Below are 26,988 nucleotides of genomic sequence, written 5' to 3'. Positions count from 1 at the left end.
ACAATCCTAATAATTATTCGTGACAGTTCTTTGAGGACCACCCGCGCTGTCTCGTCCGGCCTTGCAAGCCGGCAACATGCCAGCAACGGTGCTGCCCCGCCACCACCGGCCATACACCATACTACAGATAGGAGGGAGTGCATAAACACAGCGGGGCACCGCCGCAAGCGGCCCGCCCTGCTGTTGCCTGCAGCACTCTCCCCTGCTGCGACTGTGAAGGCCGCCGGTCGAGAACCGGCATCCGCGCCCCCGCCGCCGACGCGTTCGGCCGTAACCGGAACACGCCGGGCGTCCCGGCCTTGCGGCGGGTCACACTGCCGCGAAGCATAACATACGCGATCCGGCGCGCCAGTCCCGCTGACGAGGTTCCGTCACGTGCCCCGCAGGCTGCGCTGCCGGCCGAGTTCGAGCTTCGCCAGGCTGTTGCGATGCACCTCGTCCGGCCCGTCCGCCATGCGCAGCGTACGCAGGTTCGCCCACGTGCGGGCGAGGCTGAAGTCCTGGCAGACACCGCCGCCGCCGTGCACCTGGATGGCGCGATCGAGCACGTTCAGCGCCATCGTCGGGGCCACCACCTTGATCATGGCGATCTCGGCACGGGCCACCTTGTTGCCCACCTTGTCCATCATGTCGGCCGCCTTCAGGGTCAGGAGCCTGGCCTGATCGATCTCCATGCGGGAATTCGCAATAGCCTCCCGGACGACGCCCTGATTGGCCAGCGGCCGGCCGAATGCGACCCGCTCGTCGGCACGCTTGCACATGGCCTCGAGCGCCCGCTCGGCCGCGCCGATGCAGCGCATGCAGTGATGGATACGACCCGGCCCGAGCCGGCCCTGAGCGATCTCGAATCCGCGGCCCTCTCCCAGCAGCAGGTTCGAGACCGGCACGCGGACGTCTTCGAACGACACCTCGGCGTGGCCGTGGGGCGCGTCGTCGTAACCGTAGACGGTGAGCGGCCGCACGACGGTGACGCCGGGCGTGGCCCGTGGCACCAGGATCATGGACTGCTGGGAATGGCGATCCGCGTCCGGGTTGGTCTTGCCCATGAAGATGAAGATCTCGCAGCGGGGGTCCATGGCGCCGGAGGTCCACCACTTGCGGCCGTTGATGACGTACTCGTCGCCATCGCGCACGATGGAGGCCTCGATATTCGTGGCATCGGACGAGGCCACCGCCGGTTCGGTCATCGCGAACGCCGAGCGGATGCGACCCTCCAGCAGCGGCTCCAGCCATTCGCGGCGCTGCTCGTCGTTGCCGTAACGGACCAGCACCTCCATGTTGCCGGTATCCGGCGCCGCACAGTTGAAGACCTCGGGAGCGATGGGCGAGCGGCCCATGATCTCCGCCAGCGGTGCGTACTCCAGGTTGCTGAGGCCTGCGCCGTACTCGCTCTCGGGCAGGAACAGGTTCCACAGCCCGGCCTCCTTCGCCTTCGCCTTCAGCTCCTCCATGACCGGCGGTATGACCCAGCGATCCTCGCTCGCGTCGATGTACTCCTCGTACGCCGCTTCGTTCGGGTAGACGTACTCGTTCATGAACTCGGTCACGCGCTCGCGCAGCCGGTTCACCTTGTCGGAATATTCGAAATTCATGCGGACTCCGCTCTGGAATGAAGGGTAAGGACATGCGCCGCCGCTGCCGCGCAAAGAGCGCACGCGCTGCACAGCCCGGAGAGCATAACGCGGGGTCGGACGGCGTGCCAGCGGCCCGCGCCCGGCATCCGTGCCGCACAGGGATGCTAGACTCTCGCGCCACGACGCACTGCCCGTGCGCGCGAGAGCACCACGCAATCGTCCCTGCCAACGGAGGCAACGTGAAAGCAGCACTATGTAAAGAGTACGGACCGCCCCGCAGCCTCGTCGTCGAGGAGGTCGAGTCCCCGGAACCCGGTCCGGGCGAGGTCAAGGTACGCGTGCACGCCTGCGGCGTGAACTTCCCCGACATCCTGATGATGGCGGGCAAATATCAGTCGAAGCCGCCGATGCCCTTCTCCCCCGGCGGCGAGGTATCGGGCGAGGTGGTCGGCCTCGGCGCGGGCGTCGAACACCTGCGGCCGGGCCAGCGAGTCCTCGGCATGACCGGCCATGGCGGCATGGCGGAAGAGATCTGCCTGCCGGCCGTCGCCGTGGTGCCGATACCGGACAATATGGACTACGAGACGGCTGCCGGTTTCATACTGACCTACGGCACCTCCTACCACGCGCTGAAGCAGCGCGCCCGGCTGCAGCCCGGCGAGACGCTGCTGGTGCTCGGCGCGGCCGGCGGCGTGGGTCTGGCGGCGGTGGAACTCGGCAAGCTCATGGGCGCGCGGGTGATCGCGGCCGCCAGCAGCAAGGAGAAGCTGGACCTCGCAGGCGAGTACGGTGCCAGCGATTTCATCAATTACACCGAGGAGAGCCTCAAGGAACGGGTGAAGGAACTCACCGACGGCCGTGGCGCCGACGTGATCTACGATCCGGTCGGCGGCGACCTGTTCGACCAGTGCATGCGCTCGGTCGCCTGGAAGGGCCGCGTGCTGGTCATCGGCTTCGCCTCGGGAGAGATCCCCAAGGTGCCCGTCAATCTCGCTTTGCTGAAGGGCTGCGAGATCGTCGGCGTGTTCTGGGGCGCCTTCACCCAGCGGGAACCGAAGGCCCACGAGGAGAACACGCGGGAGCTGCTCGAGTACGTCGCCCAGGGCAAGCTGAAGCCCCATATCTCGGGCACTTTCCCGCTGGAAGAGGCCGGCGAGGCGCTGGCGACGCTGGCCGAGCGCAAGGCCCTCGGCAAGGTGATCGTGACCGTCGCCTGAGCCGGGAGCGCGGGCCGGATTAGTGTCAGCCGCAACTATGCGAGCGAAAACAACAACCTGGCAGTTGACACCCGGACGGGCATGCAACATTATCGCCGCGATGACCGACGCACCGCACAACACCGGACGCCCGACCGCACGCAGCCCGCGTGCCGTTCTGCTGTCCGGCCTCCTTCTTCTTGCCCTCCAGGGGAGCATGCGCGGGTAGCCGACAGGCAAGGCGAACGAGAAGGCAAACCCCGCATCCGAAAGGTCGCGGGGTTTTTTTTTGACGGAGAGGACGTATGAGCATTGACGACGGCGACCGAAACGACGGCGACCGGGTCCGGATTTTCGACACCACACTGCGTGACGGCGAGCAGGCGCCGGGCTGCAGCATGACGCTGCGGGAGAAGCTCCGGGTGGCCACGGCGCTTGCCGAACTCCGGGTCGACGTCATCGAGGCGGGTTTCGCCGCGGCCTCCCCGGGGGACTTCGAGTCCGTGCGGGCGATCGCGAGCGAGATCGAGGGGCCCGCCGTCTGCAGCCTGGCGCGCTGCAATCCCGAGGACATCGAGAAGGCCTGGAAAGCGGTGCAGCCGGCGGCGAAGCCCCGCATCCACGTGTTCGTGGCCACCAGCGAAATCCATCGCACGCACAAGCTGAACATGGCCAAGGAGGAGATCATCCAGAGCGCTACCGGCGCCATCAGGATGGCCCGGGAGTTCTGCGACGACGTCGAGTTCTCGCCGGAAGACGCATCCCGCACGGAGCTTCCCTATCTGGCCGAGGTGGTCACCGCGGCCGTCGAGGCCGGCGCCGGGACCATCAACATCCCCGACACGGTCGGCTACACCGTGCCCGGCGAATTCTACGACCTGTTCCGCTACCTCAAGCAGCATGTGCCGGGCATCGACGACGTCGTGCTCTCGGTGCACTGCCACGACGACCTCGGCATGGCGGTGGCGAACAGCCTGTCGGCCGTGCGCGGCGGCGCCCGTCAGGTGGAATGCACCATCAACGGCATCGGCGAGCGCGCGGGCAACTGCTCGCTGGAAGAGGTGGTGATGGCGCTGAAGACCCGCCGCGAGTATTTCGGCGTGGACACGGGCCTGGATACGACCCGCCTCTATCCCACCTCCCGGCTCGTCTCCAGCATCACCGGCATCCACATACCCCGGAACAAGGCCGTCGTCGGGGAGAACGCCTTCGCCCACGAGGCCGGCATCCACCAGCACGGCATGCTGAAGCACGCCTCGACCTACGAGATCATGCGGCCGGAAGACGTCGGCATCAGCCGATCCAATCTGGTGCTCGGCAAGCACAGCGGCCGCCACGCCTTCCGCGACCGGGTGCGGGAACTCGGCTTCGATCTGGACGACTTCGAGCTGAACCGCGCGTTCCAGGAGTTCAAGAAGCTGGCGGACCGCAAGAAGGAGCTCTACGACGCCGACATCGAGGCACTCATACTGAATGCCGAGGGCGCGGCGCCCGGCCCCTGGGTGCTGGAGGTGCTGAACGTCAACTCCGGCACGGGGTCCACCGCCACCGCCTCGGTGCGCCTGCGCCACGAGAGCGGCGATTGCCCGGAAGAGGCGGCCGTCGGCGACGGCCCCATCGCGGCCGCCTGCCAGGCCGTGGAGCGGATCACGGGCATCCACCTGGTGCTGCGCAATTTCGACCTGCGCAGCGTCACCAAGGGCGAGGACGCGCAGGGTGAGGCCACGGTCACGGTGGAATATAATGGCGTGACGTTCCGCGGCCACGGCGTCAGCACCGACATCGTCGAAGCCGGCGCCCTGGCCTGGCTGGAAGTCACCAACAGGATCATCCGCCGCCAGCAGTCAGGGCTGGAGATCACCCCTGCGCCGGATGCCGGCGAGATCGCAACCATTTAACGGCCCGGCCGTCAGGAGTTTCGTATGACCATCCATGCGAGCAAGTACATCTGGTTCAACGGCGAGATGCTGCCGTGGGACCAGGCCAAGGTGCACGTCCTCGCTCACGCCCTGCATTACGGCTCGTCCGTATTCGAGGGCATCCGCGTCTACAAGACGCCCGCCGGCAGCCGGGTATTCCGCCTGCACGACCACATGCAGCGCATGTACGACTCGGCGAAGATCTACCGCATGCGCATCCCGTATCCGTTCGACGAACTCATGCAGGTGTGCCACCGCGTCGTGATCGAGAACGAGCTGAACAACGGCGCCTACATCCGGCCGGTGGCCCTCAGGGGCTACGGCGAGGTGGGACTGTCCCCGAAAGACGATCACCCGATCGACGTCGCCGTGGCCGCCTGGGAATGGGGCGCCTACCTCGGCGCCGAGGGGCTGGAGAAAGGCGTGGACGTCTGTGTCTCTTCCTGGCAGCGGGTCGCCCCGAACACCATGCCGGCCATGGCCAAGGCGGGCGGAAACTATCTGTCCAGTCAGCTCATCAGCATGGAGGCAAAGCGGCTCGGTTTCGCCGAGGGCATCGCGCTCTCCACCGACGGCCTGGTCAGCGAGGGTGCGGGCGAGAATCTCTTCCTGGTGCGCGACGGCACGCTGTACACGCCGCCGGTCTCCTCCTCCATCCTGAACGGCATCACGCGCCACACGGTGATCTGCCTGGCCGAGGACATGGGCCTGCCGGTGATCTACCAGAACATCCCGCGCGAAATGCTCTACCTCGCCGACGAACTCTTCTTCACCGGCACTGCGGCCGAGGTGACGCCCATCCGCTCCGTGGACCGCATCCAGGTCGGCGACGGCCGCCGTGGGCCGGTCACGGCCCGCCTGCAGCAGGCCTTCTTCGGCCTGTTCACCGGCGAGACCCAGGATACCCGCGGCTGGCTGGAGCCGGTCGAGGCGGCCGGCACGGCAGCAGGGGCCGCCAGCGCATGAGTTCGATCGACATGAACGGAGCGCAGACCCTGTTCGAGAAGGTTTGGAACCAGCACGTCGTCGTGCCCGAGACCGACGAGACGCCGGCGGTCCTCTACATCGATCTGCACCTGATCCACGAGGTCACCACCCCGCAGGCCTTCAGCGTGCTGCGCGAGCGCGGCCTGCCCGTGCGCCGTCCGGACCTCACGCTGGCGACCATGGACCATTCCACGCCGACGACGCCGGTGCGCACGCTCGCCGACATCGAGGTGGTCGGCGAGAGCGCGGCCAACCAGATCCGCCGCATGGAGGCGAACTGCCGGGAGTTCGGCATCGAGCTGCTCGGCTTCGACAGTGACGCCCGCGGCATCGTCCACGTCATCGGCCCCGAACTCGGGGCCACCCAGCCCGGCAAGACCATTGTCTGCGGCGACAGCCATACGTCGACCCACGGGGCCTTCGGGGCGCTGGCCTTCGGCATCGGCACCACGGAAGTGGGCCACGTGCTCGCCACCCAGTGCCTGCTGCAGCGCCGGCCGAAGACACTGGCCATCGAGGTCACGGGCCGGCTCGGACCGGGCGTCTCCGCCAAGGACATCATTCTCGCCATCATCGGCGAGATCGGGGTCGACGGCGGCACGGGCCACGTCATCGAGTACCGGGGCGATGCCATTCGCGCGCTGGACATGGAGGCCCGGATGACCATCTGCAACATGTCCATCGAGGCCGGGGCGCGCGCCGGCATGATCGCGCCGGACGACACCACCTTCGAGTATCTCTGGGGCCGCCCGCGGGTGCCCCAGGGCGAGGAATGGGAGCGGGCGCTGGCCCGCTGGCGGGCGCTCGCCACCGACGACGATGCCGCATTCGACCGGGAGGTGCGCATCGATGCCTCGAGCCTCGCACCCATGGTCACCTTCGGCACCAACCCGGGCATGGTCGTCCCCGTGACCGAGAACATACCGGAGGGGCCGGGACCGGCCTTCGCCAAGGCCCTGGACTACATGGGGCTCGAGAGCGGCCGGCCGATCGCGGGTACGCCGGTGGACGTCGTCTTCGTCGGCAGCTGCACCAACTCCCGGTTGTCGGACCTCGAGCAGGTGGCCGGCATCCTGCGCGGCCGGCGCGTCGCGGACAACGTCCGCATGCTGGTGGTACCGGGCTCGCAGCAGGTCAAGCGGCAGGCCGAGGAAAGAGGTCTGGACGAGGTATTCCGCGCGGCCGGCGCCGAATGGCGTGAGTCCGGCTGCTCCATGTGCCTGGGCATGAACGGCGACACGGTGCCCCGCGGCAAGCTCTCGGTCAGCACCAGCAACCGCAACTTCGAGGGCCGACAGGGCGCGGGCGCCCGCACGGTGCTGGCGAGCCCGCTGACGGCCGCCGCCTCCGCCGTCGCCGGCCGCATCGCCGACCCGCGGCCGCTGCTGGAAGGAGTCTGAGCCCATGGAACCCGTCACCCGCATCGAATCGCCCACGGTCGTCATCGACCAGAGCGACGTCGACACCGACCAGATCATCCCCGCCCGCTTCCTGACCACCACCAGCAAGGAGGGGCTCGGCGAGGCCCTGTTCGCGGACTGGCGCTATCGCGAGGACGGCAGCGAGAACCCGGACTTCGTGCTGAACGATCCGCAGAACGCGGGCCGTACGATACTCGTCGCCGGCAATAATTTCGGCTGCGGCTCCTCCCGCGAGCACGCGGCCTGGGCGCTCGCGGATTACGGCATCCGCGCCGTCATCAGTACCGAGATCGCGGACATCTTCCGCAGCAACGCGCTGAAGAACGGCCTGCTGCCGGTGGACGTGCCCGCCGAGTTGCACCGCTGGCTGCTGGATCATCCCGGGGCGAACGTGGTCCTGGACCTCGAGAGCAATACACTCACGCTGCCCGACGGCCGCGAGCACCGCTTCCGCATCGAGGCCTTTGCCCGCTACTGTCTGATGCAGGGCACCGATCAGCTCGGCTTCCTGCTGAGTCAGGAGGAAGCCATCGCCCGCTTCGAGACGACACGGCCATGGAAGCCCTGATCGCCCTGCTGCCCGGGGACGGCATCGGCCCCGAGGTGACGGAGGCCGGCCGGCGAGTGCTCGAGGCCGTGGCGTCGCGGCACGGCCACCGCTTCGAGATGCACGAGGGGCTCGTCGGCGGCGCCGCGATCGACAGCCGCGGCAGCGCCCTCCCCTCCGATACGCTGGAGCTCTGCACCCGCGCGGACGCCGTGCTGCTGGGCGCCGTCGGCGGGCCGAAGTGGTCCGATCCGGAGGCACCGGTGCGACCCGAGCAAGGCCTGCTGGACCTGCGCTCGGCGCTGAGCGTCTTCGCCAATCTCAGACCCGTGCGGCCGCTGCCGGAACTGTTCGACGCCTCCGCCATCCGCGCGGAACGGCTGCAGGGCACCGACCTCATGGTGGTGCGCGAACTCACCGGCGGTATTTATTTCGGGGAGAAACACCGCGACGCGGACAGCGCCTCCGATCTGTGCCGCTATACCCGACTCGAGATCGAGCGCATCGTCCGGGTGGCCGCGGGACTGGCGCGGGACCGGCGCGGCCGGCTCGCGTCGGTGGACAAGGCCAACGTGCTGGAGACCTCACGCCTGTGGCGCCGGGTCACCACGGAGATAGTATCGGCGGAGTTCCCCGAGGTGGAACTGGAGCATGTGCTGGTCGATGCCGCGGCCATGCATCTCATCAGCCGGCCGGCGGACTTCGACGTCATCGTCACCGAGAACATGTTCGGGGACATCCTGACCGACGAAGCCTCGATGCTGTCCGCCTCGCTCGGCATGCTGCCGTCGGCCTCGCTGGGCGCCGGCACCCGGGGCCTGTACGAGCCCATCCACGGTTCGGCTCCCGACATCGCCGGCCGGGACGCCGCCAACCCCTGCGCCACCATCGCCAGCGCGGCGATGCTGCTGCGCTACAGCCTCGGCCTGCACCAGGAAGCGGACGAAGTGGAGCGCGCCGTGGCGGCCGCTATCCGCGGCGGCGCCCGGACCGCGGACATCGCCGCGCCGGGGCATGCCTTCCTGGGAACGCGGGAGATGACCGCCGCCGTGATCGAGCGTCTGGGCGAGACCTGAGGGGCCGCCGGGCGGCCTCAGCCGGTTGCCAGCGCCCGCGGCGCAGCGAGGCTGCGGCGGAACTCCCGCACCAGTTCGCCCAGCGCCTCCAGGTCGATCAGGAAACCGTCGTGCCCGTGGGGGGTGTCCAGCACCTCGTAGCGGGCGTTCGGCAGGTGGTCGGCGAGGTAGCGCTGCTCGGCGGGCGGGTAGAGTACGTCGGAGCTGACGGAGACCACCAGGGCGGGCTGGCGCAGGCCGGCCAGCACCGTCTCCAGCTCGCCGCGGCCGCGGCCCAGGTCGTGGCTGTCCATGGCCTGGGTCAGACGCACGTAGGCCGCCGCATCGAAACGGTCCACCAGCTTGTCCCCCTGGTAGCGCAGGTAGGACTCCACCTGGAAGAGGTCCGGATGCGCCTTCTCCCGCCCGAAGCGGCTCTCGAAGTTGTCCCAGCTCCGGTAGCTGACCATCGCGATCATGCGCGCCACCGCCATGCCCTGACGCGGCGGCGCGTCGTCCGGGTAATGCCCGTCCCGCCACAGCGGATCCCGCCAGATCGCCTGGCGCTGGGCCTCGCTGATGCCGATGCACCAGGCGCTGTGTCGGGCCGAGACACCGATGGGGGCGATGGCCTCCACCCGGTCCGGATAGCAGGCCGCCCACTCCAGCACCTGCATCCCGCCGAGCGACGGGCCGATCACCAGTGCCAGCCGGCCGACGCCCAGCGCATCCAGCAGGCGCCGCTGCAGGTGCACCATGTCGCGCACCGTCACGCGGGGGAAGTCGCCCCCCTGCCGCCGGCCGCCGTCCGGCGTCGGCGACAGCGGCCCCGACGTGCCGTAGCAGCCGCCGAGCACGTTGCTGCAGACGATGAAGTCCCGCTCCGGATCCAGCGCCCTGCCCGGCCCCAGCATGCCCGCCCACCAGTCATCGGCATCGGCCGAGCCGGTGAGCGCATGGCATACGAGCACCGCGTTGGTACCGTCCCGGTTCGGCGTGCCCCAGGTCCGGTAGGCGACCACCGGGTCGTCCACGGTCTCGCCGCTCTCGAGACGGAACGGGCCGGGGAGCTCCCGGTAGCGGGTGTCCGACGAGAGCCAGCGGGCGATGCCGGGAGGCAGGCTCATGCGGCGTCCCGGCTCCGGGCCCTGGTGAAGGCCTGCTCGAAGTCCGCCTTGATGTCGTCGATGTGCTCGATACCCACGGATACCCGGATCATGTCCGGCGTCACACCCGCGGAACGCTGCTCTGCCTCGCTCAGCTGCTGGTGCGTGGTGGTCGCCGGGTGGATCACGAGTGTCTTCGCGTCGCCCACGTTGGCGAGATGGCTGGCCAGCTCCACCGACTCGATGAAGCGCCTGCCCGCCTCGGCGCCGCCGCGGATGCCGAAGGTCAGCACCGCGCCAAAACCGTTGGTGAAATACTGCTTCGCCCGCTCGTGATAGGGGTGGGACTCGAGGCCCGGGTAGTTCACGAACGAGACGTCGGCCTGCTCGCCCAGCCAGCGGGCGAGTTCCAGCGAGTTGTCGGCATGGCGCTGGGCCCGCAGCGACAGCGTCTCCAGCCCCTGCAGCAGCAGGAAGGAGTTGAACGGACTCAGCGCGGGGCCGATGTCGCGCAGGCCCTCCACGCGGGCACGGATGATGAAGGCGATGTTGCCGAACGGCCCTTCCGGCCCGAACACCTCGGCGAATTTCAGACCGTGGTAGCCGGGCGACGGGTCGGTGAAGACGGGGAACTTGCCGTTCGACCAGTCGAAGCGACCGGAGTCGACGATGACGCCGCCGATGGTGGTGCCGTGGCCGCCGATCCACTTGGTGGCGGACTGCACCACGATATCGGCGCCGTGGTCGATCGGCCGCACGATGTAGCCGCAGCAGCCCAGCGTGTTGTCCACGATCAGCGGGATGCCGTTGTCGTGAGCGAGATCGGCCAGCGCCCGGAAGTCCGGCACGTCGAAGCCCGGGTTACCGATCGACTCGACGTACAGCGCCTTCGTGTTCTCGTCGATGGCGGCCGCATAGTCCTCGAGCGCGTCGCCCTCGACGAAGCGCACGTCGATGCCGAGCCGCGGCAGCGAGACCTTGAACTGGTTGTAGGTACCGCCGTAGAGCGAGCTGCGGGCGACGATGTTCTCGCCCGCCTGCGCCACCGTGGTGATGGCCAGGAACTGGGCCGCCTGGCCGCTGCCCGTCGCCAGCGCCGCCACGCCGCCCTCCAGCGCGGCCACCCGCTGCTCGAAGACGTCGTTGGTCGGATTCATGATCCGGGAGTAGATGTTGCCGAACTCCTCCAGGCCGAACAGGCGCGCGCCATGCGCCGTGTCGTCGAACGTGTACGAGGTGGTCTGATAGATGGGGACCGCCCGCGAGTTCGTGCCCGGTGCCGGCTCCTGGCCGGCGTGGATCTGCAGGGTCTCGTAATGAAGCTTGCTTTTGTCCAGTGCCATCGCTCTGTCCTCTCTCCCTTGTGAGGTTCCGTTGATTCGTCGTGTGCGGCGCGCCGCTCAGCCGGCCACCGCCCGCAGGTCGCCCCGCGCGCCCAGGCCGTCCAGCGCCCGCTCGAGGTCGCCGATCAGGTCCGTCGCAGACTCGATGCCGACGCTCAGTCGGATCAGGCTGTCGCTGATACCGGCCGCGGTGCGGGCCTCCGGCGTCATCGGCGCATGGGTCATCGTCGCCGGGTGGCAGACCAGGCTCTCCACCCCGCCGAGGGACTCGGCGAGCGAGAAGTGGACGAGTCCCTCCGCGATGCGGCGTGCATCTTCGATGCCGCCCCTGAGCTCAAAACTGACCATACCGCCGAAACCGCTTTGCTGCCGGGCGGCGATCAGGTGGCCGGGATGACTCTCCAGTCCCGGGTAATACACCCGCGCCACCTGTTCGTGACCCGCCAGGAACTCCGCCAGCGCCGCGGCATTCTCCTCGTGCTGGCGCATCCGCGCGAACAGCGTGCGCACGCCCCGCAGCGTGAGGTAGCTGTCGAACGGCGCTCCCGTTATGCCGATACAGTTCGCCCAGTCGGCGAGTTCCGATGCCAGCGCCTCGTCGCCGGCGACCACCGCACCGCCCACCACGTCGCTGTGGCCGTTCAGATACTTCGTCGTCGAATGCACCACGAGGTCGGCGCCGAGGGCCAGCGGCTGCTGCAGCGCGGGCGACAGGAAGGTGTTGTCGACGGCGACCAGAGCGCCGCAGTCCCTGGCCAGGCCGACGACCCGGTTGATATCGGTGACGCGCAGCAACGGGTTGCTCGGCGTCTCCACCCAGATCAGCCGCGGGCCGCGGCTGCAGGCCGCCTCCAGGGCGCGGACGTCGGTCTGGTCGACGAACTCCAGGTCGAATGCGCCCCGGTCCGCCAGGTTTCGGAACAGCCGGAAGCTGCCGCCGTAGCAATCGTGGGGTGCGATCAGCAGGTCGCCCGGCCTGAGCAGCTGGCAGACCAGCGTGATGGCCGACATCCCCGACGCGGTCACGACGGCGCCGGCGCCGCCCTCCAGTTCCGTCAGTGCCCGGCCGAGGGCGTCCCGCGTGGGGTTGCCGCTGCGCGTGTAGTCGTACTGGCGCGGCCGGCCGAAGCCCTCGAAGGTGTAATTGGACGACAGGTGCAGGGGCGGCACGACCGCGCCGTACTGGGCATCGGATTCCAGCGCCGCACGCACAGCCTGGGTCGCACTCTGGGGGCCTTGTGTCATGGATGTTCTCCGTCTGATCACGGGCCCGGCACTCAGGCGGCCACTCTGCGGAGAACTCGAGGAAGGTGCCTCGCCCATCGGTATCGCTACCGCTGCTCGGACACTCATCTTTCGCCCAGCACCGTTTTCGTGCTGCCGCAGGAGTTGGCACCTTTTCAGGCTGGTTAGGCCTGAAGGTTGCCCCGGCGTCGTCGGGCCCTTCCCTCAGCCGGTCTCGATGAGTAGCGCCGACTATAGTGGGCGCCCGCGGGCGCCGTCAACCGTTGTTTGGTTACAGCGGAAAGCATTGCCACAGGCCTTATGCAGCCCCGCGAAGCCTGTTGACCGGACCGTCATTTTGCATTAGTGTATTAACGCATTAATACATTGGTACGTCATGAAACCCAATCGCGAGACGAGTGCGCGCCGCACGGCGCGGGAGCAGACGGCTCTGTGCGAGGCGCTGGTGGCCATGCGCGGCGCCGACGAGATGCGCGCCCTGCTCGCCGACCTGTGCACGCCGGCCGAGCTGCAGGCACTCGTCGACCGCTGGCGTGTGGTGCAGCTGCTCGACGAAGGTCTGCCCTATCGCCGCATCAACGAGCTGACCGGCGTCAGCGTGACCACCATCGGCCGGGTGGCGCGGTTTCTCGCCGACGGCTTCGGCGGCTACCGCACGGCGCTGGAGCGAACCCGCAAGGACTGACACGGAGCCGCCGACGCGTCTCCCCGAGGAACCCCGAATGCAGAGCGAAACCCCGCGGCTGAAGATCGCGATCCAGAAATCCGGCCGCCTGACCGAGCACTGTCTCGATCTCCTGTCCCGGTGCGGACTGAAATACACCCAGAGCAAGGACCAGCTGTTCTGCTTCGGCGAGAACATGCCCATCGACATCCTGCTGGTGCGCGACGACGACATACCGGGCCTGGTCGCCGACGACGTCTGCGACCTGGGCATCGCCGGGCTGAACGTGATCCACGAGAAGCGTCTGCACGGCGACGGCAACGGCGAGCTGTCCAGCTTCGAGGTCATCCGCGGCCTGGACTTCGGCCACTGCCGGCTGTGCATCGCCGCTCCCGACGATCTGCCCTACGAGGGCCCGGCCTCTCTCGCCGGCCGGCGCATCGCGACCAGTTATCCGGGCGTCCTCGCGGGTTTCCTGCGCGAGGCCGGCATCGAGGCCGAGATCGTCCACTTCTCCGGCGCGGTGGAGATCGCCCCCCGGCTGGGACGGGCCGACTTCATCTGCGACCTGGTGTCCACCGGCTCGACGCTCGCCGCCAATCAGCTGCGCGAGGTGGAGACCGTGCTCGAGAGCGAGGCGGCGCTGATACGCACCGCCGCCGAGCTGCCCCAGGCCAAGATCGAGTGGATCGAGCGCCTGCTGATGCGCATCGAGGGCGTACAGCAGGTGCGCGAGAGCAAGTACATCATGCTGCATGCCCCGCGCAGCGCGCTGGCCGAGATCACGCGCCTGCTGCCGGGATCCGAGGCGCCCACCATCCTGCCCCTGGAGGGTCGCGAGGACCGTGTCGCCGTGCACGCGGTGTGCCGCGAGAATGTATTCTGGGAAACCCTGGAGAACCTGAAGGCCGCCGGCGCCAGCGCCATGCTGGTGCTGCCGGTCGAGAAGATGCTCGCCTGATGCGGAGTCGAGCAAAGACGGAGCCGACCATGTCCCTGACCCTTTATCGATGGAGCGAACTGGACGATGCGCAGCGCGAGAATCTGCTGCGCCGCCCGGCCGTCGCGGCCGGCGCCTCGGTGGACGCCACCGTGCGCGAGATCCTGGCCGCCGTGCGCGCGGACGGCGATGCCGCCGTGCGCCGCCTGACCCGCGAGCTGGACCGCGCCGAGGTCGACGAGCTGCGCGTGCCGGAGGAGGCCTTCACGGCCGCGGAAGCGGGGCTCGGACGCGAGGCGGTCGCCGCCATCGACCGCGCCATCGAGACCGTCGAGAGCTTCCACCGTGCCCAGCTGCCGCAGCCGGTGCGGGTGGAAACCGCCCCCGGCGTGGTCTGCGAACGGCTCAGCCATCCGCTGGACGCGGTCGGACTGTACGTGCCGGCCGGCACGGCGCCCCTGCCATCGGCCGCCATCATGCTGGCCGTCCCGGCGACGATCGCCGGGTGCCCCGAGCGTATCCTCTGCACACCGCCGCGTCCGGACGGCACGGCGGACCCGGCGGTGCTGGTCGCCGCACGGCGCTCCGGCGCCACCGCCGTCTACCGAATCGGCGGTGCGCAGGCGGTCGCCGCCATGGCCTACGGCACCGAGTCCATCCCCCGGGTGAACAAGATATTCGGCCCCGGCAACGCCTGGGTCACGGCCGCGAAGAGCCTGGTGGCGGCCGACCCTGACGGCGCCGCGCTGGACATGCCGGCCGGACCTTCGGAGGTGCTGGTCATCGCCGACGGCGACGCGGACCCGGCGTTCGTGGCCTCGGACCTGCTGTCCCAGGCGGAGCACGGGCCGGACTCCCAGGTATTCCTGGTCACGCCGGACGCCGCGCTGGCCGCGGCCGTCGCCGCCGCGCTGGCCGAACAGACGGAGGCACTGGGCCGGGGCAGCATCGTGCGCGAGGCCCTGTCCCATAGCGCCGTCATCATCGTGGACGATCTGGCCGAGGCGGTGCGGGTCAGCAACGCCTATGCGCCGGAGCACCTGATCGTGCAGGCGGCGGACGCCCGCAGCTGGCTGCCCCGCATCCGCAATGCCGGATCGGTGTTCCTCGGGCCGTGGACGCCCGAGTCCATGGGCGATTACTGCAGCGGCACCAACCACGTGCTGCCCACCTACGGTTACGCCCGCACCTACAGCGGTCTCGGCGTCGATCAGTTCCTGCGCCACATGACGGTGCAGGAACTGAGTGCCGCCGGGCTGGAGGGACTGGGGCCCACCGCCGTGACCCTGGCGGGCCTCGAGGGGCTGGACGCCCATGCCCGGGCGGTCACCCTGCGTCTCGAAAAGATCCGCCGGCGGACGGTGGCATGAGCGACGCGGTGCTCGCACTCGCGCGCCCGGAGATCCGGGCGCTCAAGGCCTACGAGCCGGCCGGCTACGCGCCGGACGCCGTGCGTCTCAATGCCAACGAGGCGCCCTGGCGCGCCGGCGGCGATACGAGCGAACGCGGCCTGAACCGCTATCCCGAGGCCCGGCCGGGCGCACTGACCGCGCTGCTCGCCGAACACTACGGGGCCAGCCCGGAGGAGACCTTCGTCACCCGCGGCACCAGCGAGGCCATCGACCTGCTGATCCGCTGCTTCTGCCGCCCCGGACTGGACGACGTCGTGATCTGCCCGCCCACCTTCGGCATGTATCAGGTCTACGCCGACATCCAGAACGCGGGCGTGCGGCGGGTGCCGCTGCTCGCCCCGGCGTTCCACGTCGATGCCGACGGCATCCTGGCGGCATGGGACGAGCGCTGCCGCCTGCTGTTCCTGACCTCGCCCAACAACCCCACGGGCAACAGCATCCCCCCGGAGGCGATCGCCGCGCTCTGCACGGGGCTCGCCGGCCGCGGGCTGGTGGTACTGGACGCCGCCTACGTGGAATTCGGCGCCGAAGATCCCTGCCCCGCCCTGCTGGCCGCACACGACAACCTGGTGGTGCTGCGCACCCTGTCGAAGGCCTACGGGCTGGCCGGCGCCCGCTGCGGCGTCGCCCTCGGCCGGCCCGCCGTCATGCGTCTGCTGGGCAAGGTGATGCCGCCCTACGCCATCCCGACGCCGACGGTGGAGGCCGCCACCGCCGCCGTCGTAAACGAATCGTTCCGCATCATGCCGGAGCGCATCCGCGCGCTCTGCGACGAGCGCGAGCGGGTCCGTGAGGGGCTGGAAGCATGCCCGGCCGTCGTCAGGGTATGGCCGAGCGACGCCAACTTCCTGCTGGTGCGGTTCCGCGACAGCGCCGACGCCCTCGCCCGCGCCCGGCACGCCGGCCTGCTGCTGCGGGACTTCGGCCGCGAACCGGGCCTCGAGAACTGTCTGCGCATCACCGTCGGCGAGGCGGCGGACAACGACCGGCTGCTGGCGGCCCTGGGCCGCCAGGCGGTGCGCGCATGAGCGGCCTGCGGGTCCTGTTCGTCGACCGGGACGGCACGCTGATCGAGGAACCTCCCGACGAGCAGGTGGACCGTCTCGACAAGGTGCGCCTCGTCCCGGGTGTCATCCCGGCATTGCTGCGCCTGAAGGCGGCGGGCTACCGCTTCGTGCTCGTGTCCAACCAGGACGGGCTGGGCACCGACTCCTTCCCCGAAGACGACTTCCGCATTCCCCACGAGCACATGCGCGCGCTGTTCGCCAGCCAGGGCATCACCTTCGACGAGGAGTTCATCTGCCCCCACTTCGAGACGGACGGCTGCGCCTGCCGCAAGCCCGCCACCGGGCTCCTGACCCGCTACCTCGCGGCGAACACGCTGGATCTCGAACGCAGCGCCGTGGTGGGCGACCGGGAGACGGATACCCGGCTTGCCGAGGCCATCGGCATCCCGGGACTGCGTCTGGGCGAGGACGGCCTGGACTGGGGCGGCATCGCCCATCGGCTGTGCGCCCTGCCCCGCCGGGCGAGCGTCACCCGCAACACCCGGGAGACGCGCATCACGGCCGCGGTGGACCTGGACCGGGAAGGCGGCAACCGCATCGCCACCGGTATCGGCTTCTTCGATCACATGCTGGAGCAGATCGCCACCCACGGCGGCTTCTCGCTGCGGCTCACCTGCGACGGCGACCTGCACGTCGACGAGCATCACAGCGTGGAGGACGTGGCGCTCGCGCTCGGCGAGGCCATCCGTGAGGCCCTGGGCGACAAGCGCGGTATCGGCCGCTTCGGGTTCGTGCTGCCGATGGACGAGGCCCAGGCCCGTATCGCGCTGGACCTCTCCGGCCGGCCCTATTTCGTCTTCCGTGGGGAGTTCCCCCGGGACCGGGTCGGCGAGCTGCCCACCGAGATGGTCACCCATTTCTTCCGTTCCCTGGCCGATGCGCTGCGCGCCACGCTGCACGTCGAGGTGGAGGGCGAGAACGCTCACCACATGGTGGAAATCTGCTTCAAGGGACTCGGGCGCACGCTGCGCCAGGCCCTGCGTATCGAGGGAGACGCGTTGCCTTCCTCGAAAGGGACGCTGTAACCATGGCGAGCGATTACCATCACGAACACGATGTGGTGATCGTCGGCTCGGGCGGTGCCAACATCGCCTCGCTGACCGGGGCGCTCGCGCGCCTCGGCGCGGACGCCACCCTCAGCACCGACGTGGACGAGATCCGCGGGGCAGGGGCGGTGATACTCCCGGGCGTCGGCGCCGCGGCGGACGCAATGGCGCGGCTCCGTTCCTTCGGCCTCGACGCGGTGCTGCCCACGCTCGCGCAGCCCGTGCTCGGCATCTGCCTCGGCATGCAGCTGCTGGCCGCCGGCTCCGAGGAGGACGATGCGGACTGCCTCGGTGTCGTCCCCGGACGCGCCCGGCGGCTGCCCGCCTCGCCCGACCTGCCCGTCCCGCACATGGGCTGGAACCGGGTGAGAAAGGAAGGCGAATCGGTGCTCCTGCGGGACGTGCCCGACGGCGCGCACTTCTATTTCATTCACAGTTACGCGCTGCCGCTGGCGGAGACCACCACCGGACGCACGGAGTACGGGAGCGAGTTCACGGCCGTGTTCGAGAGCGGCAACTTCTTCGCCACGCAGTTCCACCCGGAGCGCTCTTCCGTCCACGGCGCGACGGTGCTGAAGAACTTCCTGGAGTACGCGCTGTGATCGTGATGCCGGCCATCGATCTGCGCGGCGGGCGCTGCGTGCGTCTGTTTCAGGGCGAGTTCGACGCCGAGACCGGCTACGACCACGACCCGCTCGAACTCGCACTGGAGTACCAGTCGGCCGGCTGCCGCGAGCTGCACGTCGTGGACCTGGACGGGGCCCGAACCGGCGACCCCGCCAACCTGGACATCATCCGCGCGATCGCCACCGGGACGACGATGACCGTCCAGGTGGGCGGCGGCATCCGCGACCAGGAGCGCCTGGAGCGGCTGCTCGGCTGCGGCGTCGATCGCGTGGTGATCGGCAGCCTGGCGGTGAACCGGCCCGAGACCGTCACGGGCTGGCTGCGCGAGGCGGGACCGGAGCGGATCGTGATCGCGCTGGACGTGCGCCTCGACGAGCGCGGCATCCCCCGGGTGACCAGCCACGGCTGGACGCGGGACTCGGAGCTGACCCTGTGGCAGGCCGTGGAGCGGTTCACGGAGCCGCCCTTGCGCCACGTGCTGTGCACCGACATCAGCCGGGACGGCGCGCTGACCGGACCCAACGTGGATCTGTACGGCGAGTTCGTCTCGCGCTTCCCGGCTATCGGCCTGCAGGCTTCCGGCGGCGTGCGGGACGTGAACGACCTGGAGTCGCTCAGGCGCGCCGGCGCCGCGGCGGCGATCACCGGCAAGGCGTTGCTGGAAGGCACGCTGACCAGAGAGGAGCTGCAGTCATTCTCGCGCGACGCATAATCCCCTGCCTGGACGTCCGCGACGGCCGCGTCGTCAAGGGCGTGCGCTTCCGCAACCACCGCGACGTGGGCGATATCCTGGATCTGGCCCGGCGCTACCGGGACGAGGGCGCCGACGAACTGGTGTTCTACGACATCACCGCCAGCCCCGACGGACGCTCCGTGGACCGCAGCTGGGTCTCACGCGTGGCGGCCGTGCTCGACATCCCCTTCTGCGTCGCCGGCGGCATCCGCAGCCTGGAGGACGCCGAGAGCGTGCTGAACCGGGGCGCCGACAAGATCTCGATCAACAGCCCGGCGCTCGCCGACCCGGAACTGATCAGCCGGCTCGCCGCCCGCTTCGGCGTGCAGTGCGTCGTGGTGGGCATCGACAGCCGGGAGGAAGACGGCGACTGGTTCGTCTACCAGTACACCGGCGACCCGGACCGCACGACGGCGACCCGCCGGCGTACCCTCGACTGGGTGGCCGAGGTACAGCGCCGCGGCGCAGGCGAGATCGTGCTGAACTGCATGAACCAGGACGGCGTGCGGGAGGGCTACGACCTCCGCCAGCTCGCCGCCGTGCGTGCGGTCTGCGGCATCCCGCTGATCGCCTCGGGCGGCGCCGGCGCGCCGGAACATTTCCTGGCGGCATTCGCAGAGGCGCGCGTCGACGGCGCGCTGGCGGCGAGCGTCTTCCACAGCGGCGAGATCCATATCGCGGAACTGAAACGCTGGCTGGCCGACCGCGGCACAGAGATGAGGATCTAAGGCTATGGCAGAAGAACGGGACCCGGCCTTCCTCCGGGAACTGGAACAGGTGATCCACGCGCGCCTGGATACCCAGGCGCCGCAGAGTTACACGGCCCGCCTGGTGGCCGGCGGCAAGACCCGGGTGGCACAGAAGGTGGCCGAGGAAGCGGTGGAAACCGCGCTGGCCAGCGCCACCGACGCGGGCACCAACGCGGTCGTCGGCGAGGCAGCCGACCTGGTCTATCACCTGCTCGTCCTGCTGGCGGTCGAGGGCCTCGATCTGGCGGACGTGGCGGCCGAGCTGGAGGCCCGCCACCGCAGCCTCACCCGCTGAGCGCTACACTCCCGAGCAGCGTCTCGGCCGCCGGCTCGCGCAGGTTGTAGCGCGAACCCATGGTGTAGCCGTAGGCGCCCGTGTTGGCGATCAGGATCACGTCGCCCTCCCGGCACTCGGGCAGCAGGCGGTCGTTGCCCAGCCGGTCGCCGCTCTCGCAGATGGGCCCGACCACCGTCACCACCTCCGTCGCCGGCTCGCCCAGCCGGGAGAGATTCACGATCTCGTGATAGGCACCGTAGAGCGCCGGACGGATCAGGCTGTTCATGCCCGTCTCGATGCCCACGTAGCGCACGGCCCCCTTGCCCTTGGTCTGGGTCACCCGCGCGAGCAGCACGCCCGACTCGGCCACCAGATACCGGCCCGGCTCCACCCAAAGCCGGTAGTCCGGCCAGGCGCCGCGCAACTCGCCCAGCAGCCGCGCCAGCTCCCCGGTATCCAGCGGTTCCTCGCCCGGTTTCTCCGGTATGCCGAGCCCGCCGCCGAGGTCCAGCGTGTGCACGTCTGGGAACCGGGAGGCGGCATTGGCCAGCTCGTTCGCCACCTCGGCCCAGTTGGTCGGGTCCAGGATGCCGCTGCCGGTGTGGGCGTGGATGCCGACGATCCGCGCGCCGGCCGCCGCCGCCAGCGACTCCAGCTCGTCCAGCTCGAACAGGGGGATGCCGAATTTGGAATGGGTGCCGGCCGTGCGCACGTGCTCGTGATGGCCCCGGCCCTGACCCGGGTCGAGCCGGATGAAGACATCCCGGCCGCGGAAGAGCTCCGGCCAGGCACGCAGCGGATGCAGGTTGTCGAGTGTCACCCAGACGCCGAGCTCCAGCCCGTCGGCGTATTCGCGGCGCGGCGCGAAATTGGGTGTGAACAGGATGCGCCGCCGATCGATGTCCGGGAACAGCTCCAGTACGCGCTTGATCTCGCCCGGCGAGACGCATTCGAAATTCACGCCGGCACTCTCCACCAGACGCAGGACGTCCGGGTTGGAATTCGCCTTCATGGCGTAGAACACCGCGTCCAGATGCTCGATGGACTGCAGGCGGCCGATCGCCGAACGGATCGTATCTGCGTCGTACACATAGCGCGGCGACTCCTCTTCGCACAGCGCCAGCAGCTCCCGGCGGCGATGGCTCCACCACATGGGCGGCAGGCGCGGCGCCTCCTCGCCCTCGGCCTGCAGCGCCTCCCAGGTGGGGCCGAAGGCCTCGCCCCGCCGCTGCGGCGCGATGATGGAGCTATGCAGCTTCTGCACCAGCCGGTAGCCCTGCTCGTCGTCGACGACGAAGGTCAGGTTCAGGTCGCTCGCCGCCTGGGTCACCAGGTGGATGCGCTGCTCCTCGAAGACCTCCAGCGCGGGGCCGAGCCGGTGCAGGATCGTGCGGATCTTCCGCCCCACGAGACTGACGGCGGCGCAGTCCTCGATCACCCGCACCCGGCAGATGGTCTCCAGCTCCTCGACCAGCGCCTCCATCGCCTCGCCGCCGAGGGCCCCGGAAGCGGTGTCGATGGAGACGGTAACGTTGCTCTCCGAGGTGGAGACCAGATCCACCGAGACGGAGTGACGCCGGAAGACGTCGAAGGCGTCGGCCAGGAAACCGACCTCCTGCCACATGGCCACGCCTTCCATGGACACCAGCGTCAGCCCCATGCGCAGCGAGATCGCCTTGACCCGCGGCTCGGACTCCCGGGTGGCGGCCGAGACCACGGTGCCGTCCAGGTCCGGCCGCGCGGTCCAGCGCACGTGGATCGGGATCTGCGCCCGGCGCACCGGCGGGACGCAGCGCGGGTGCAGGACGCTGCCGCCAGTGGAGGCGATCTCCTGGGCCTCGTCGTAGTGCAGCGCCGTCAACAGCCGCGCCGACGGTACGGCCCGCGGATTGCCGCTGAACATGCCGGGCACGTCGGTCCAGATTTCGAGGCGACGCGCCCCCAGCAGGGAAGCGAAATAGGCCGCCGAGGTATCCGAGCCGCCGCGCCCGAGCAGCACCGTCTCGCCGTCCTCGTTGCGGGCGATGAAGCCCTGGGTGAGTACCGCGCCGGTGCCCGGCCCGAAGCGCTGCGGGAAGTCCGGATCCCGTTCGTGGGCGCAGACGGCGCTCAGGAAATGCTGGCGCTCGTTCTTGTTCCGCTGCCCCGTGGCCGCCAGGTGGTCGCGGGCATCGGTCCAGGCCGCATCGACGCCCCGGGCGCCCAGCCAGGCAGCGCCGAGCCGCGTGCTCATGAGTTCGCCGAGCCCCATCAGGCGGGCCTGCACCCGCGGGCTCGCCTCGCGGATCAGACGGATTCCGGCGGCGAGCTGGCGCAGTTCGTCGAAATACTCTCCCAACACTTCGTCGGCATCGAGTTGCAGCTCGCCCGCCAGGCGACGGTGGCGCTCGAGGATCTCGCCCAGCACCGGTTCCGGGTCGCCGCCGATGGCCTGGTCGATGAGGGTCTGCAGCGCGTTCGAGACGCCGGCCACCGCCGAGCAGACCACGAGCGGGCGCAGGCCCGCCCGCATCCGGTTGCCGATCAGCCCGGCGATGCGCTGCCAGTCTTCCAGGGACGACACGCTGGTGCCGCCGAACTTCATCACCACCCAGGTGGAGTCCGCACAGGCTGGCGGCGCGCCGAGCTCGCGGGCGTCCTGGAATGGCGCTTCCGTAAGCGCCGTGTCGGTCACCTCTGCCATGCCGCCGGCGTCAGTCGTCTTCGAAGCGGTCGGTCACCGCGCCCAGGGAGGCGGAGCTGACCTGGCGGGCGTACTTGGCGAGCAGCCCCCGCGCGGGCGGCCGCCGGGAAGGCGCCCAGTCGGCACGACGGGCCTCCAGTTCCTCCGCAGAGAGGTCCGCCTCGATGCGGCAGGCGGCGCCGTCGATGGTGATGCGGTCGCCGTCGCGCAGCAGTCCGATCGGGCCGCCAACCGCGGCTTCGGGCGTCACGTGCCCCACGACGAAACCGTGGCTGCCGCCGGAGAAGCGCCCGTCCGTGATCAGCGCCACCTTGTCGCCGAGGCCCTTGCCCATGATCGCGCTGGTCGGGCTCAGCATCTCGCGCATCCCGGGACCGCCGACCGGGCCCTCGTAGCGCACGACCACCACGTCGCCGGCCTGCACCTCGCCGTCCAGGATGGCCTGCAGGGCCTGCTCCTCGGCCTCGTAGATGCGGGCGGTGCCGGTGAAGCGGGTGCCCTCCTTGCCCGAGATCTTGGCCACCGCGCCCTCCGGGGCGACGTTGCCGTACAGCACCACCAGATGGCTGTCGGCCTTCAGCGGATCGGAGAGCGGCCGCACGATGTCCTGGTCCGCCGGGTAGGTGCCGGCATCGGCGAGATTCTCGGCCAGCGTCCGTCCGGTCACGGTCAGGCAGTCGCCATGCAGCAGACCGGCGTCCAGCAGCATCTTCATCAGCGGCTGGATGCCGCCGATGGCCACCAGGTCGCTCATGACGTAGCGTCCGCTCGGCTTCAGGTCGGCCAGCACGGGCACGCGTCTGCCGATGCGGGTGAAGTCGTCCAGCTCCAGCGGCACGTTCGCGGCATGGGCGATGGCCAGCAGGTGCAGCACCGCATTGGTGGAGCCGCCCAGCGCGATGACCACCGTGATGGCGTTCTCGAAGGCTTCCCGGGTCAGTATGTGCGAGGGCCGGATGTCGCGCTGGAGCAGCTCCAGCACGGCGCGCCCGGCCCGCCGGCAGTCTTCGATCTTCGCGCCGGAGACCGCCTCCTGGGCGGAACTGTCCGGCAGGCTGAGCCCGAGCGCCTCGATGGCGGAGGCCATGGTGTTGGCCGTGTACATGCCGCCGCAGGCCCCGGGTCCCGGTATGGCCGTGCGCTCCACCTCGCCGAGTTCCTCCATGCTCACGGAGCCCGCCGAGACGCCGCCGACGGCCTCGAATACCGAGACGATGTCCCGGCGCTTCGGCCCCGGCTGGATGGTGCCGCCGTAGACGAAGACGGAGGGGCGGTCGAGCCGCGCCATGGCGATCACGCAGCCCGGCATGTTCTTGTCGCAGCCGCCGATGGTGACCAGGCCGTCGAAGCCCTGCGCGCCGGTCACCGCCTCGATCGAGTCGGCAATGACTTCCCGCGAGACCAGCGAGTAGCGCATGCCCGGCGTGCCCATGGAGATGCCGTCGGAGACCGTGATCGTATTGAAGATGACCGCCTTGCCGCCGGCCCCGTCGGCGCCCTCCGCGGCAGACCGGGCCAGCCCGTCGATGTGCATGTTGCAGGGCGTGACCATGCTCCAGGTGGAGGCGATGCCGACCTGGGGTTTGGTGAAGTCCTCGTCGCCGAAGCCCACCGCCCGCAGCATCGCCCGGCCGGGCGCGTGCTCCACGCCTTCCACCACGATGCGCGAATACCGCCGCTTGTCCTTCTGTTCGCTCACACTGCCTCCGTCAACTTCGCCGCCCTCGTCGCCCGCGCCGTGCCGGCGGCCGCCTGTCGTTGTCGCCGGCGCACGGGCGAGCGCCGCAGCGCATTGTAGCGGATCGAGGGACCGCCGGCGCCGGCGTTCGCGCGGGTCTCGCTGCCGTCAGATCGCGACCAGCGGCAGGACGACCGCCGCGGCGGCCAGCAGCGCCACGGCCACTACCAGCAGGGTGCGACGGCGCCGTCCGACACCTTCGGCGGCGAACGGGCGCAGGAAGGTGCGCACGTCCGCCGGTCGCTCGTAGCGAGAGTACGCGAGCGCCGCCTCCAGGGCGCGCCAGCGGGTCTCACTCAGGCCCTCGATGCGGCGCGGCGACTCCCCCGCGGCCTCGGCCTCCGTCGCATCCCGGCTGCCGAATACCCGGTGGCCGGACAGCATGCGGTAGGCGAGGCAGGCGAGCGAGTAGACGTCGTCGCGGATCGTCGGCGTCTCGCCTTTCAGGACCTCCGGACTGGAATAGGCCGGCGTGGCCGCCTTCAGGACTCCCGGGTCGAAGGTGCCCGTGCCGGTGGCGAGCACCCGGTCCAGCCGCGCGATACCGAAATCGCAGAGCTGAACGCTCCCGTCCGGCAACAGCATGACGTTGCCGGGTTTCACGTCGGCGTGGACCACGCCTCTCTCGTGGGCATGGGCCAGGGCCGCGCCGATGCTGCGCACGATTCGCAGGGCATCGCCGGTGGGCATCGGCTCGCCCGGCCGCCGATCCAGCCAGTCGGCCAGCGAGCAGCCCGGAAGCCACTCCATCACAATGTAGAAACGATTGCCGTCCCGGCCCAGGCCATGGAAGCTCACCACGTTGGGGTGGTCCAGGAGGAGCCCGGTCTCGGCTTCTCTCTGCAGCGCGCGCAGCGCCGGGCCGTGCTGGTCGAGTCGGGGTTTCAGCACCTTGACGGCGACCCAGGCCGGCTCGTGGGTCTCGAGCGTGCGTTGCCGGTCGAGGGCCTTGTAGACCACCCCCATGCTGCCGCCCGCCACCCGGCGCAGGAGCTCGTAACGCCCGCCGATGACCGTGCCGATGGCGAGTTCGGCGCCGCGGACGGCGTCCCTGCGCCCTCCCTCGCCGCCTTCGTCCAGCCGCTCGGTAGCGAGATGCTCGCTGTCGGCGGACGCAACACCCGCGGCCGGGTTTTCATCGAGGTGCGCGGTGGCAGCTTCTGACTCGCGCTCCGCACCGTCCCGGCCGGGCCCGTTCACAGCACCTTGCCCGGGTTCAGGATGCCGGCCGGATCCAGGGCTGACTTCAGGCGGCGCATCAGGTCGAGTTCCGTCTCGTCGAGGTAGCGGCGCATCTGCTCGCGCCGCAGGAGGCCCACACCGTGCTCGGCGCTGAAGCTGCCGCCGCACGCATGCACCGTGTCGAAGACGATCCCGTTGATCTCCGGCTCGGCGGCGCGGAACGATTCCGCATCCGCGCCGACCGGCTGGCTCAGGTTGTAATGGAGATTGCCGTCGCCGACGTGACCGAACACCACCAGCCTGGCCTCGGGAAAGCGGGCGGCCAGCGCCGCCCCGGCGCGCTCCAGGAATTCACCGATGCGCTCCACCGGTACCGAGATATCGTGCTTCAGGCTGACGCCCTCGTGCCGCTGGGCCTCGGAGATGCTGTGCCGCAGCCGCCACAGGGCCTCCCGACGACGCCCGTCGCCCGCGGCCGCCGCGTCCCGCACCAGCCCCTCGCCCAGTGCCGCCTCCAGGGCGGCTTCCAGCCGCGGCATGGCGTCGCCCGGTTGGTTGGCCGTGCTCTCCATCAGCACGTAGGCCGGATGATCCTCGTCGAAGGGGTGGCGGGTATCGGCGATGTGCGCGAGGACGAACTCGAGCGCCCGGGCGGAGATGAGTTCGAAGGCGCTGACCTCCTCGCCGAGCCGGCCGCGCATGGCCTCCAGCAGTGCCACCGCGTGGTCGGGGCCGTCGATGGCGATCATGGCCGTGGCAACGTCGGCCGGGCGCGGATGGAGGCGGAGTGCCGCCGCGGTGATGATGCCCAGCGTCCCCTCGGCCCCGACGAACAGGTCGCGCAGGTCGTAGCCGGCCGTCTTCTTGCGCAGGGTGCGCAGCCCGTTCCACACCCGCCCGTCCGCGAGTACGACCTCCAGCCCCAGCACCTGCTGCCGCGCGGTGCCGTAGCGCAGCACGTTGATGCCGCCCGCGTCGGTGGACAGGTTCCCGCCGATCTGACAACTGCCCTCCGCGGCCAGGCTGAGCGGGAACAGGCGGCCGGCCTCCTCGGCCGCGGCCTGCAGGTCGGCCAGCACGCAGCCGGCCTCCGCGATCAGGAAGTCTCCCGCCGTGCTGAGTTCGCGGATGCGGTTCATCCGCCGCAGGCTCAGGATCACCTGCAGGTCGTCGCCGCCGGCCACCGCGCCGCCGCACAACCCCGTGTTGCCGCCCTGGGGGACGATGCCGATGCCGTGCCGCCCGCACTCGGCGACCACCCGGGCGACCTCATCGGTAGTCGAAGGCAGCAGCACCAGCGGGGTATCGCTCCGGTAACGCCCCCGCCATTCCTCGAGATAGGGCGCCATCGCCTCGGGGTCGTCCAGGTATCCGCCCTCCCCCACGGCCGCTTTCAGGCCCTCGAGTCTTTTCATCGAGCCTCCGCTCTGCGTGCCTCCGCTGCACCGGCCACCGGCGTGACACCGGCGCCCCGGGC

23 protein-coding genes and 1 riboswitch are annotated in these 26,988 nt (G+C 69.9%); of the genes, 15 read left to right on the top strand and 8 right to left on the bottom strand.

Annotated features, from left to right (window positions below; all coding sequences use genetic code 11):
- Nucleotides 1-371: 371 nt before the first annotated feature.
- Entirely contained in the window at nucleotides 372-1,592 is a 1,221-nt protein-coding gene (locus tag ACJMK0_RS12100; RefSeq protein WP_405238675.1) for an acyl-CoA dehydrogenase, read from the bottom strand.
- A 221-nt stretch (nucleotides 1,593-1,813) separates the two neighbouring features.
- On the opposite strand from ACJMK0_RS12100, the gene ACJMK0_RS12095 reads away from it, so the two are divergent.
- The 6 genes from ACJMK0_RS12095 (at nucleotide 1,814) to leuB (ending at nucleotide 8,720) form a co-directional block, all read left to right on the top strand.
- Nucleotides 1,814-2,791 carry an NADPH:quinone oxidoreductase family protein gene (locus ACJMK0_RS12095; protein ID WP_405238674.1) on the top strand — a complete coding sequence of 326 codons (978 nt, stop codon included), beginning with the start codon at nucleotides 1,814-1,816 and terminating at the stop codon, nucleotides 2,789-2,791.
- A gap of 284 nt (nucleotides 2,792-3,075) precedes the next feature.
- Entirely contained in the window at nucleotides 3,076-4,668 is a 1,593-nt protein-coding gene (locus ACJMK0_RS12090) for a 2-isopropylmalate synthase (protein WP_405238673.1), read from the top strand.
- 24 nt (nucleotides 4,669-4,692) lie between these two features.
- Entirely contained in the window at nucleotides 4,693-5,655 is a 963-nt protein-coding gene (locus ACJMK0_RS12085; protein ID WP_405238672.1) for a branched-chain amino acid transaminase, read from the top strand.
- Nucleotides 5,656-5,666: 11 nt separating this feature from the next.
- Entirely contained in the window at nucleotides 5,667-7,076 is a 1,410-nt protein-coding gene (leuC, locus tag ACJMK0_RS12080; RefSeq protein WP_405239055.1) for a 3-isopropylmalate dehydratase large subunit, read from the top strand.
- Between the two features lie 4 nt (nucleotides 7,077-7,080).
- Complete coding sequence (gene leuD, locus ACJMK0_RS12075; RefSeq protein WP_405238671.1) at nucleotides 7,081-7,665, top strand: 3-isopropylmalate dehydratase small subunit; 585 nt, start codon at nucleotides 7,081-7,083, stop codon at nucleotides 7,663-7,665.
- The gene (gene leuB / locus ACJMK0_RS12070) at nucleotides 7,653-8,720 is read left to right on the top strand and encodes a 3-isopropylmalate dehydrogenase (RefSeq protein WP_405238670.1); all 1,068 of its coding nucleotides are present in this window, start codon (nucleotides 7,653-7,655) and stop codon (nucleotides 8,718-8,720) included. Before leuD ends, leuB begins: the two co-directional genes overlap by 13 nt.
- 17 nt (nucleotides 8,721-8,737) lie before the next feature.
- On the opposite strand, the gene metX is transcribed toward leuB, so the two are convergent.
- The 3 genes from metX to metB are packed head-to-tail and all read right to left on the bottom strand — an operon-like array spanning nucleotide 8,738 to nucleotide 12,393.
- Nucleotides 8,738-9,826: a homoserine O-acetyltransferase MetX gene (metX, locus tag ACJMK0_RS12065; protein ID WP_405238669.1), complete on the bottom strand. Its 1,089-nt coding sequence runs from the start codon at nucleotides 9,824-9,826 to the stop codon at nucleotides 8,738-8,740.
- On the bottom strand, nucleotides 9,823-11,148 hold the full coding sequence (locus tag ACJMK0_RS12060) for an O-acetylhomoserine aminocarboxypropyltransferase/cysteine synthase family protein (RefSeq protein ID WP_405238668.1): 1,326 nt from the start codon (nucleotides 11,146-11,148) through the stop codon (nucleotides 9,823-9,825). The genes metX and ACJMK0_RS12060 overlap by 4 nt, the downstream gene beginning before the upstream one ends.
- Before the next feature lie 57 nt (nucleotides 11,149-11,205).
- Nucleotides 11,206-12,393 carry a cystathionine gamma-synthase gene (gene metB, locus ACJMK0_RS12055; RefSeq protein ID WP_405238667.1) on the bottom strand — a complete coding sequence of 396 codons (1,188 nt, stop codon included), beginning with the start codon at nucleotides 12,391-12,393 and terminating at the stop codon, nucleotides 11,206-11,208.
- 101 nt (nucleotides 12,394-12,494) lie between these two features.
- A riboswitch (SAM riboswitch) is annotated at nucleotides 12,495-12,617 on the bottom strand.
- 152 nt (nucleotides 12,618-12,769) lie between these two features.
- On the opposite strand from metB, the gene ACJMK0_RS12050 reads away from it, so the two are divergent.
- Genes ACJMK0_RS12050 through hisE form a run of 9 tightly spaced genes read left to right on the top strand, consistent with a single transcriptional unit; the run spans nucleotide 12,770 to nucleotide 19,926 of the window.
- On the top strand, nucleotides 12,770-13,078 hold the full coding sequence (locus tag ACJMK0_RS12050) for a YerC/YecD family TrpR-related protein (RefSeq protein ID WP_405238666.1): 309 nt from the start codon (nucleotides 12,770-12,772) through the stop codon (nucleotides 13,076-13,078).
- 37 nt (nucleotides 13,079-13,115) lie between these two features.
- Nucleotides 13,116-14,018, top strand: coding sequence for an ATP phosphoribosyltransferase (gene hisG, locus ACJMK0_RS12045; protein WP_405238665.1), 903 nt, complete (start codon nucleotides 13,116-13,118; stop codon nucleotides 14,016-14,018).
- Between the two features lie 29 nt (nucleotides 14,019-14,047).
- Complete coding sequence (hisD, locus tag ACJMK0_RS12040; RefSeq protein WP_405238664.1) at nucleotides 14,048-15,367, top strand: histidinol dehydrogenase; 1,320 nt, start codon at nucleotides 14,048-14,050, stop codon at nucleotides 15,365-15,367.
- Nucleotides 15,364-16,437 (top strand): histidinol-phosphate transaminase, encoded by a 1,074-nt coding sequence (hisC, locus tag ACJMK0_RS12035; protein ID WP_405238663.1) that lies wholly within the window; start codon nucleotides 15,364-15,366, stop codon nucleotides 16,435-16,437. The genes hisD and hisC overlap by 4 nt, the downstream gene beginning before the upstream one ends.
- The gene (gene hisB / locus ACJMK0_RS12030; protein WP_405238662.1) at nucleotides 16,434-17,501 is read left to right on the top strand and encodes a bifunctional histidinol-phosphatase/imidazoleglycerol-phosphate dehydratase HisB; all 1,068 of its coding nucleotides are present in this window, start codon (nucleotides 16,434-16,436) and stop codon (nucleotides 17,499-17,501) included. The genes hisC and hisB overlap by 4 nt, the downstream gene beginning before the upstream one ends.
- Before the next feature lie 2 nt (nucleotides 17,502-17,503).
- Nucleotides 17,504-18,124 carry an imidazole glycerol phosphate synthase subunit HisH gene (gene hisH, locus ACJMK0_RS12025; protein WP_405238661.1) on the top strand — a complete coding sequence of 207 codons (621 nt, stop codon included), beginning with the start codon at nucleotides 17,504-17,506 and terminating at the stop codon, nucleotides 18,122-18,124.
- A 5-nt stretch (nucleotides 18,125-18,129) separates the two neighbouring features.
- The gene (hisA, locus tag ACJMK0_RS12020) at nucleotides 18,130-18,861 is read left to right on the top strand and encodes a 1-(5-phosphoribosyl)-5-[(5-phosphoribosylamino)methylideneamino]imidazole-4-carboxamide isomerase (RefSeq protein WP_405239053.1); all 732 of its coding nucleotides are present in this window, start codon (nucleotides 18,130-18,132) and stop codon (nucleotides 18,859-18,861) included.
- Nucleotides 18,843-19,610, top strand: coding sequence for an imidazole glycerol phosphate synthase subunit HisF (gene hisF, locus ACJMK0_RS12015; RefSeq protein WP_405239051.1), 768 nt, complete (start codon nucleotides 18,843-18,845; stop codon nucleotides 19,608-19,610). Before hisA ends, hisF begins: the two co-directional genes overlap by 19 nt.
- Before the next feature lie 4 nt (nucleotides 19,611-19,614).
- On the top strand, nucleotides 19,615-19,926 hold the full coding sequence (hisE, locus tag ACJMK0_RS12010; RefSeq protein WP_405238660.1) for a phosphoribosyl-ATP diphosphatase: 312 nt from the start codon (nucleotides 19,615-19,617) through the stop codon (nucleotides 19,924-19,926).
- Here hisE and ACJMK0_RS12005 read toward each other — a convergent pair.
- From ACJMK0_RS12005 to ACJMK0_RS11990, 4 genes are all read right to left on the bottom strand, one after another.
- On the bottom strand, nucleotides 19,916-22,591 hold the full coding sequence (locus tag ACJMK0_RS12005) for a bifunctional aspartate kinase/diaminopimelate decarboxylase (protein WP_405238659.1): 2,676 nt from the start codon (nucleotides 22,589-22,591) through the stop codon (nucleotides 19,916-19,918). The genes hisE and ACJMK0_RS12005 overlap by 11 nt on opposite strands.
- Before the next feature lie 10 nt (nucleotides 22,592-22,601).
- Complete coding sequence (ilvD, locus tag ACJMK0_RS12000; RefSeq protein ID WP_405238658.1) at nucleotides 22,602-24,290, bottom strand: dihydroxy-acid dehydratase; 1,689 nt, start codon at nucleotides 24,288-24,290, stop codon at nucleotides 22,602-22,604.
- Nucleotides 24,291-24,437: 147 nt separating this feature from the next.
- Nucleotides 24,438-25,529, bottom strand: coding sequence for a serine/threonine-protein kinase (locus tag ACJMK0_RS11995; protein ID WP_405238657.1), 1,092 nt, complete (start codon nucleotides 25,527-25,529; stop codon nucleotides 24,438-24,440).
- Complete coding sequence (locus tag ACJMK0_RS11990) at nucleotides 25,526-26,926, bottom strand: FAD-binding oxidoreductase (protein WP_405238656.1); 1,401 nt, start codon at nucleotides 26,924-26,926, stop codon at nucleotides 25,526-25,528. The genes ACJMK0_RS11995 and ACJMK0_RS11990 overlap by 4 nt, the downstream gene beginning before the upstream one ends.
- Between the last annotated feature and the right edge of the window lie 62 nt (nucleotides 26,927-26,988).

It is taken from the genome of Lentisalinibacter orientalis, assembly GCF_040706535.1.
Lineage (GTDB): Bacteria > Pseudomonadota > Gammaproteobacteria > Steroidobacterales > Woeseiaceae > Lentisalinibacter > Lentisalinibacter orientalis.
The sequence above is the reverse complement of the archived record's forward strand: the minus strand, read 5'-3'. Positions and strand labels throughout refer to the sequence as shown.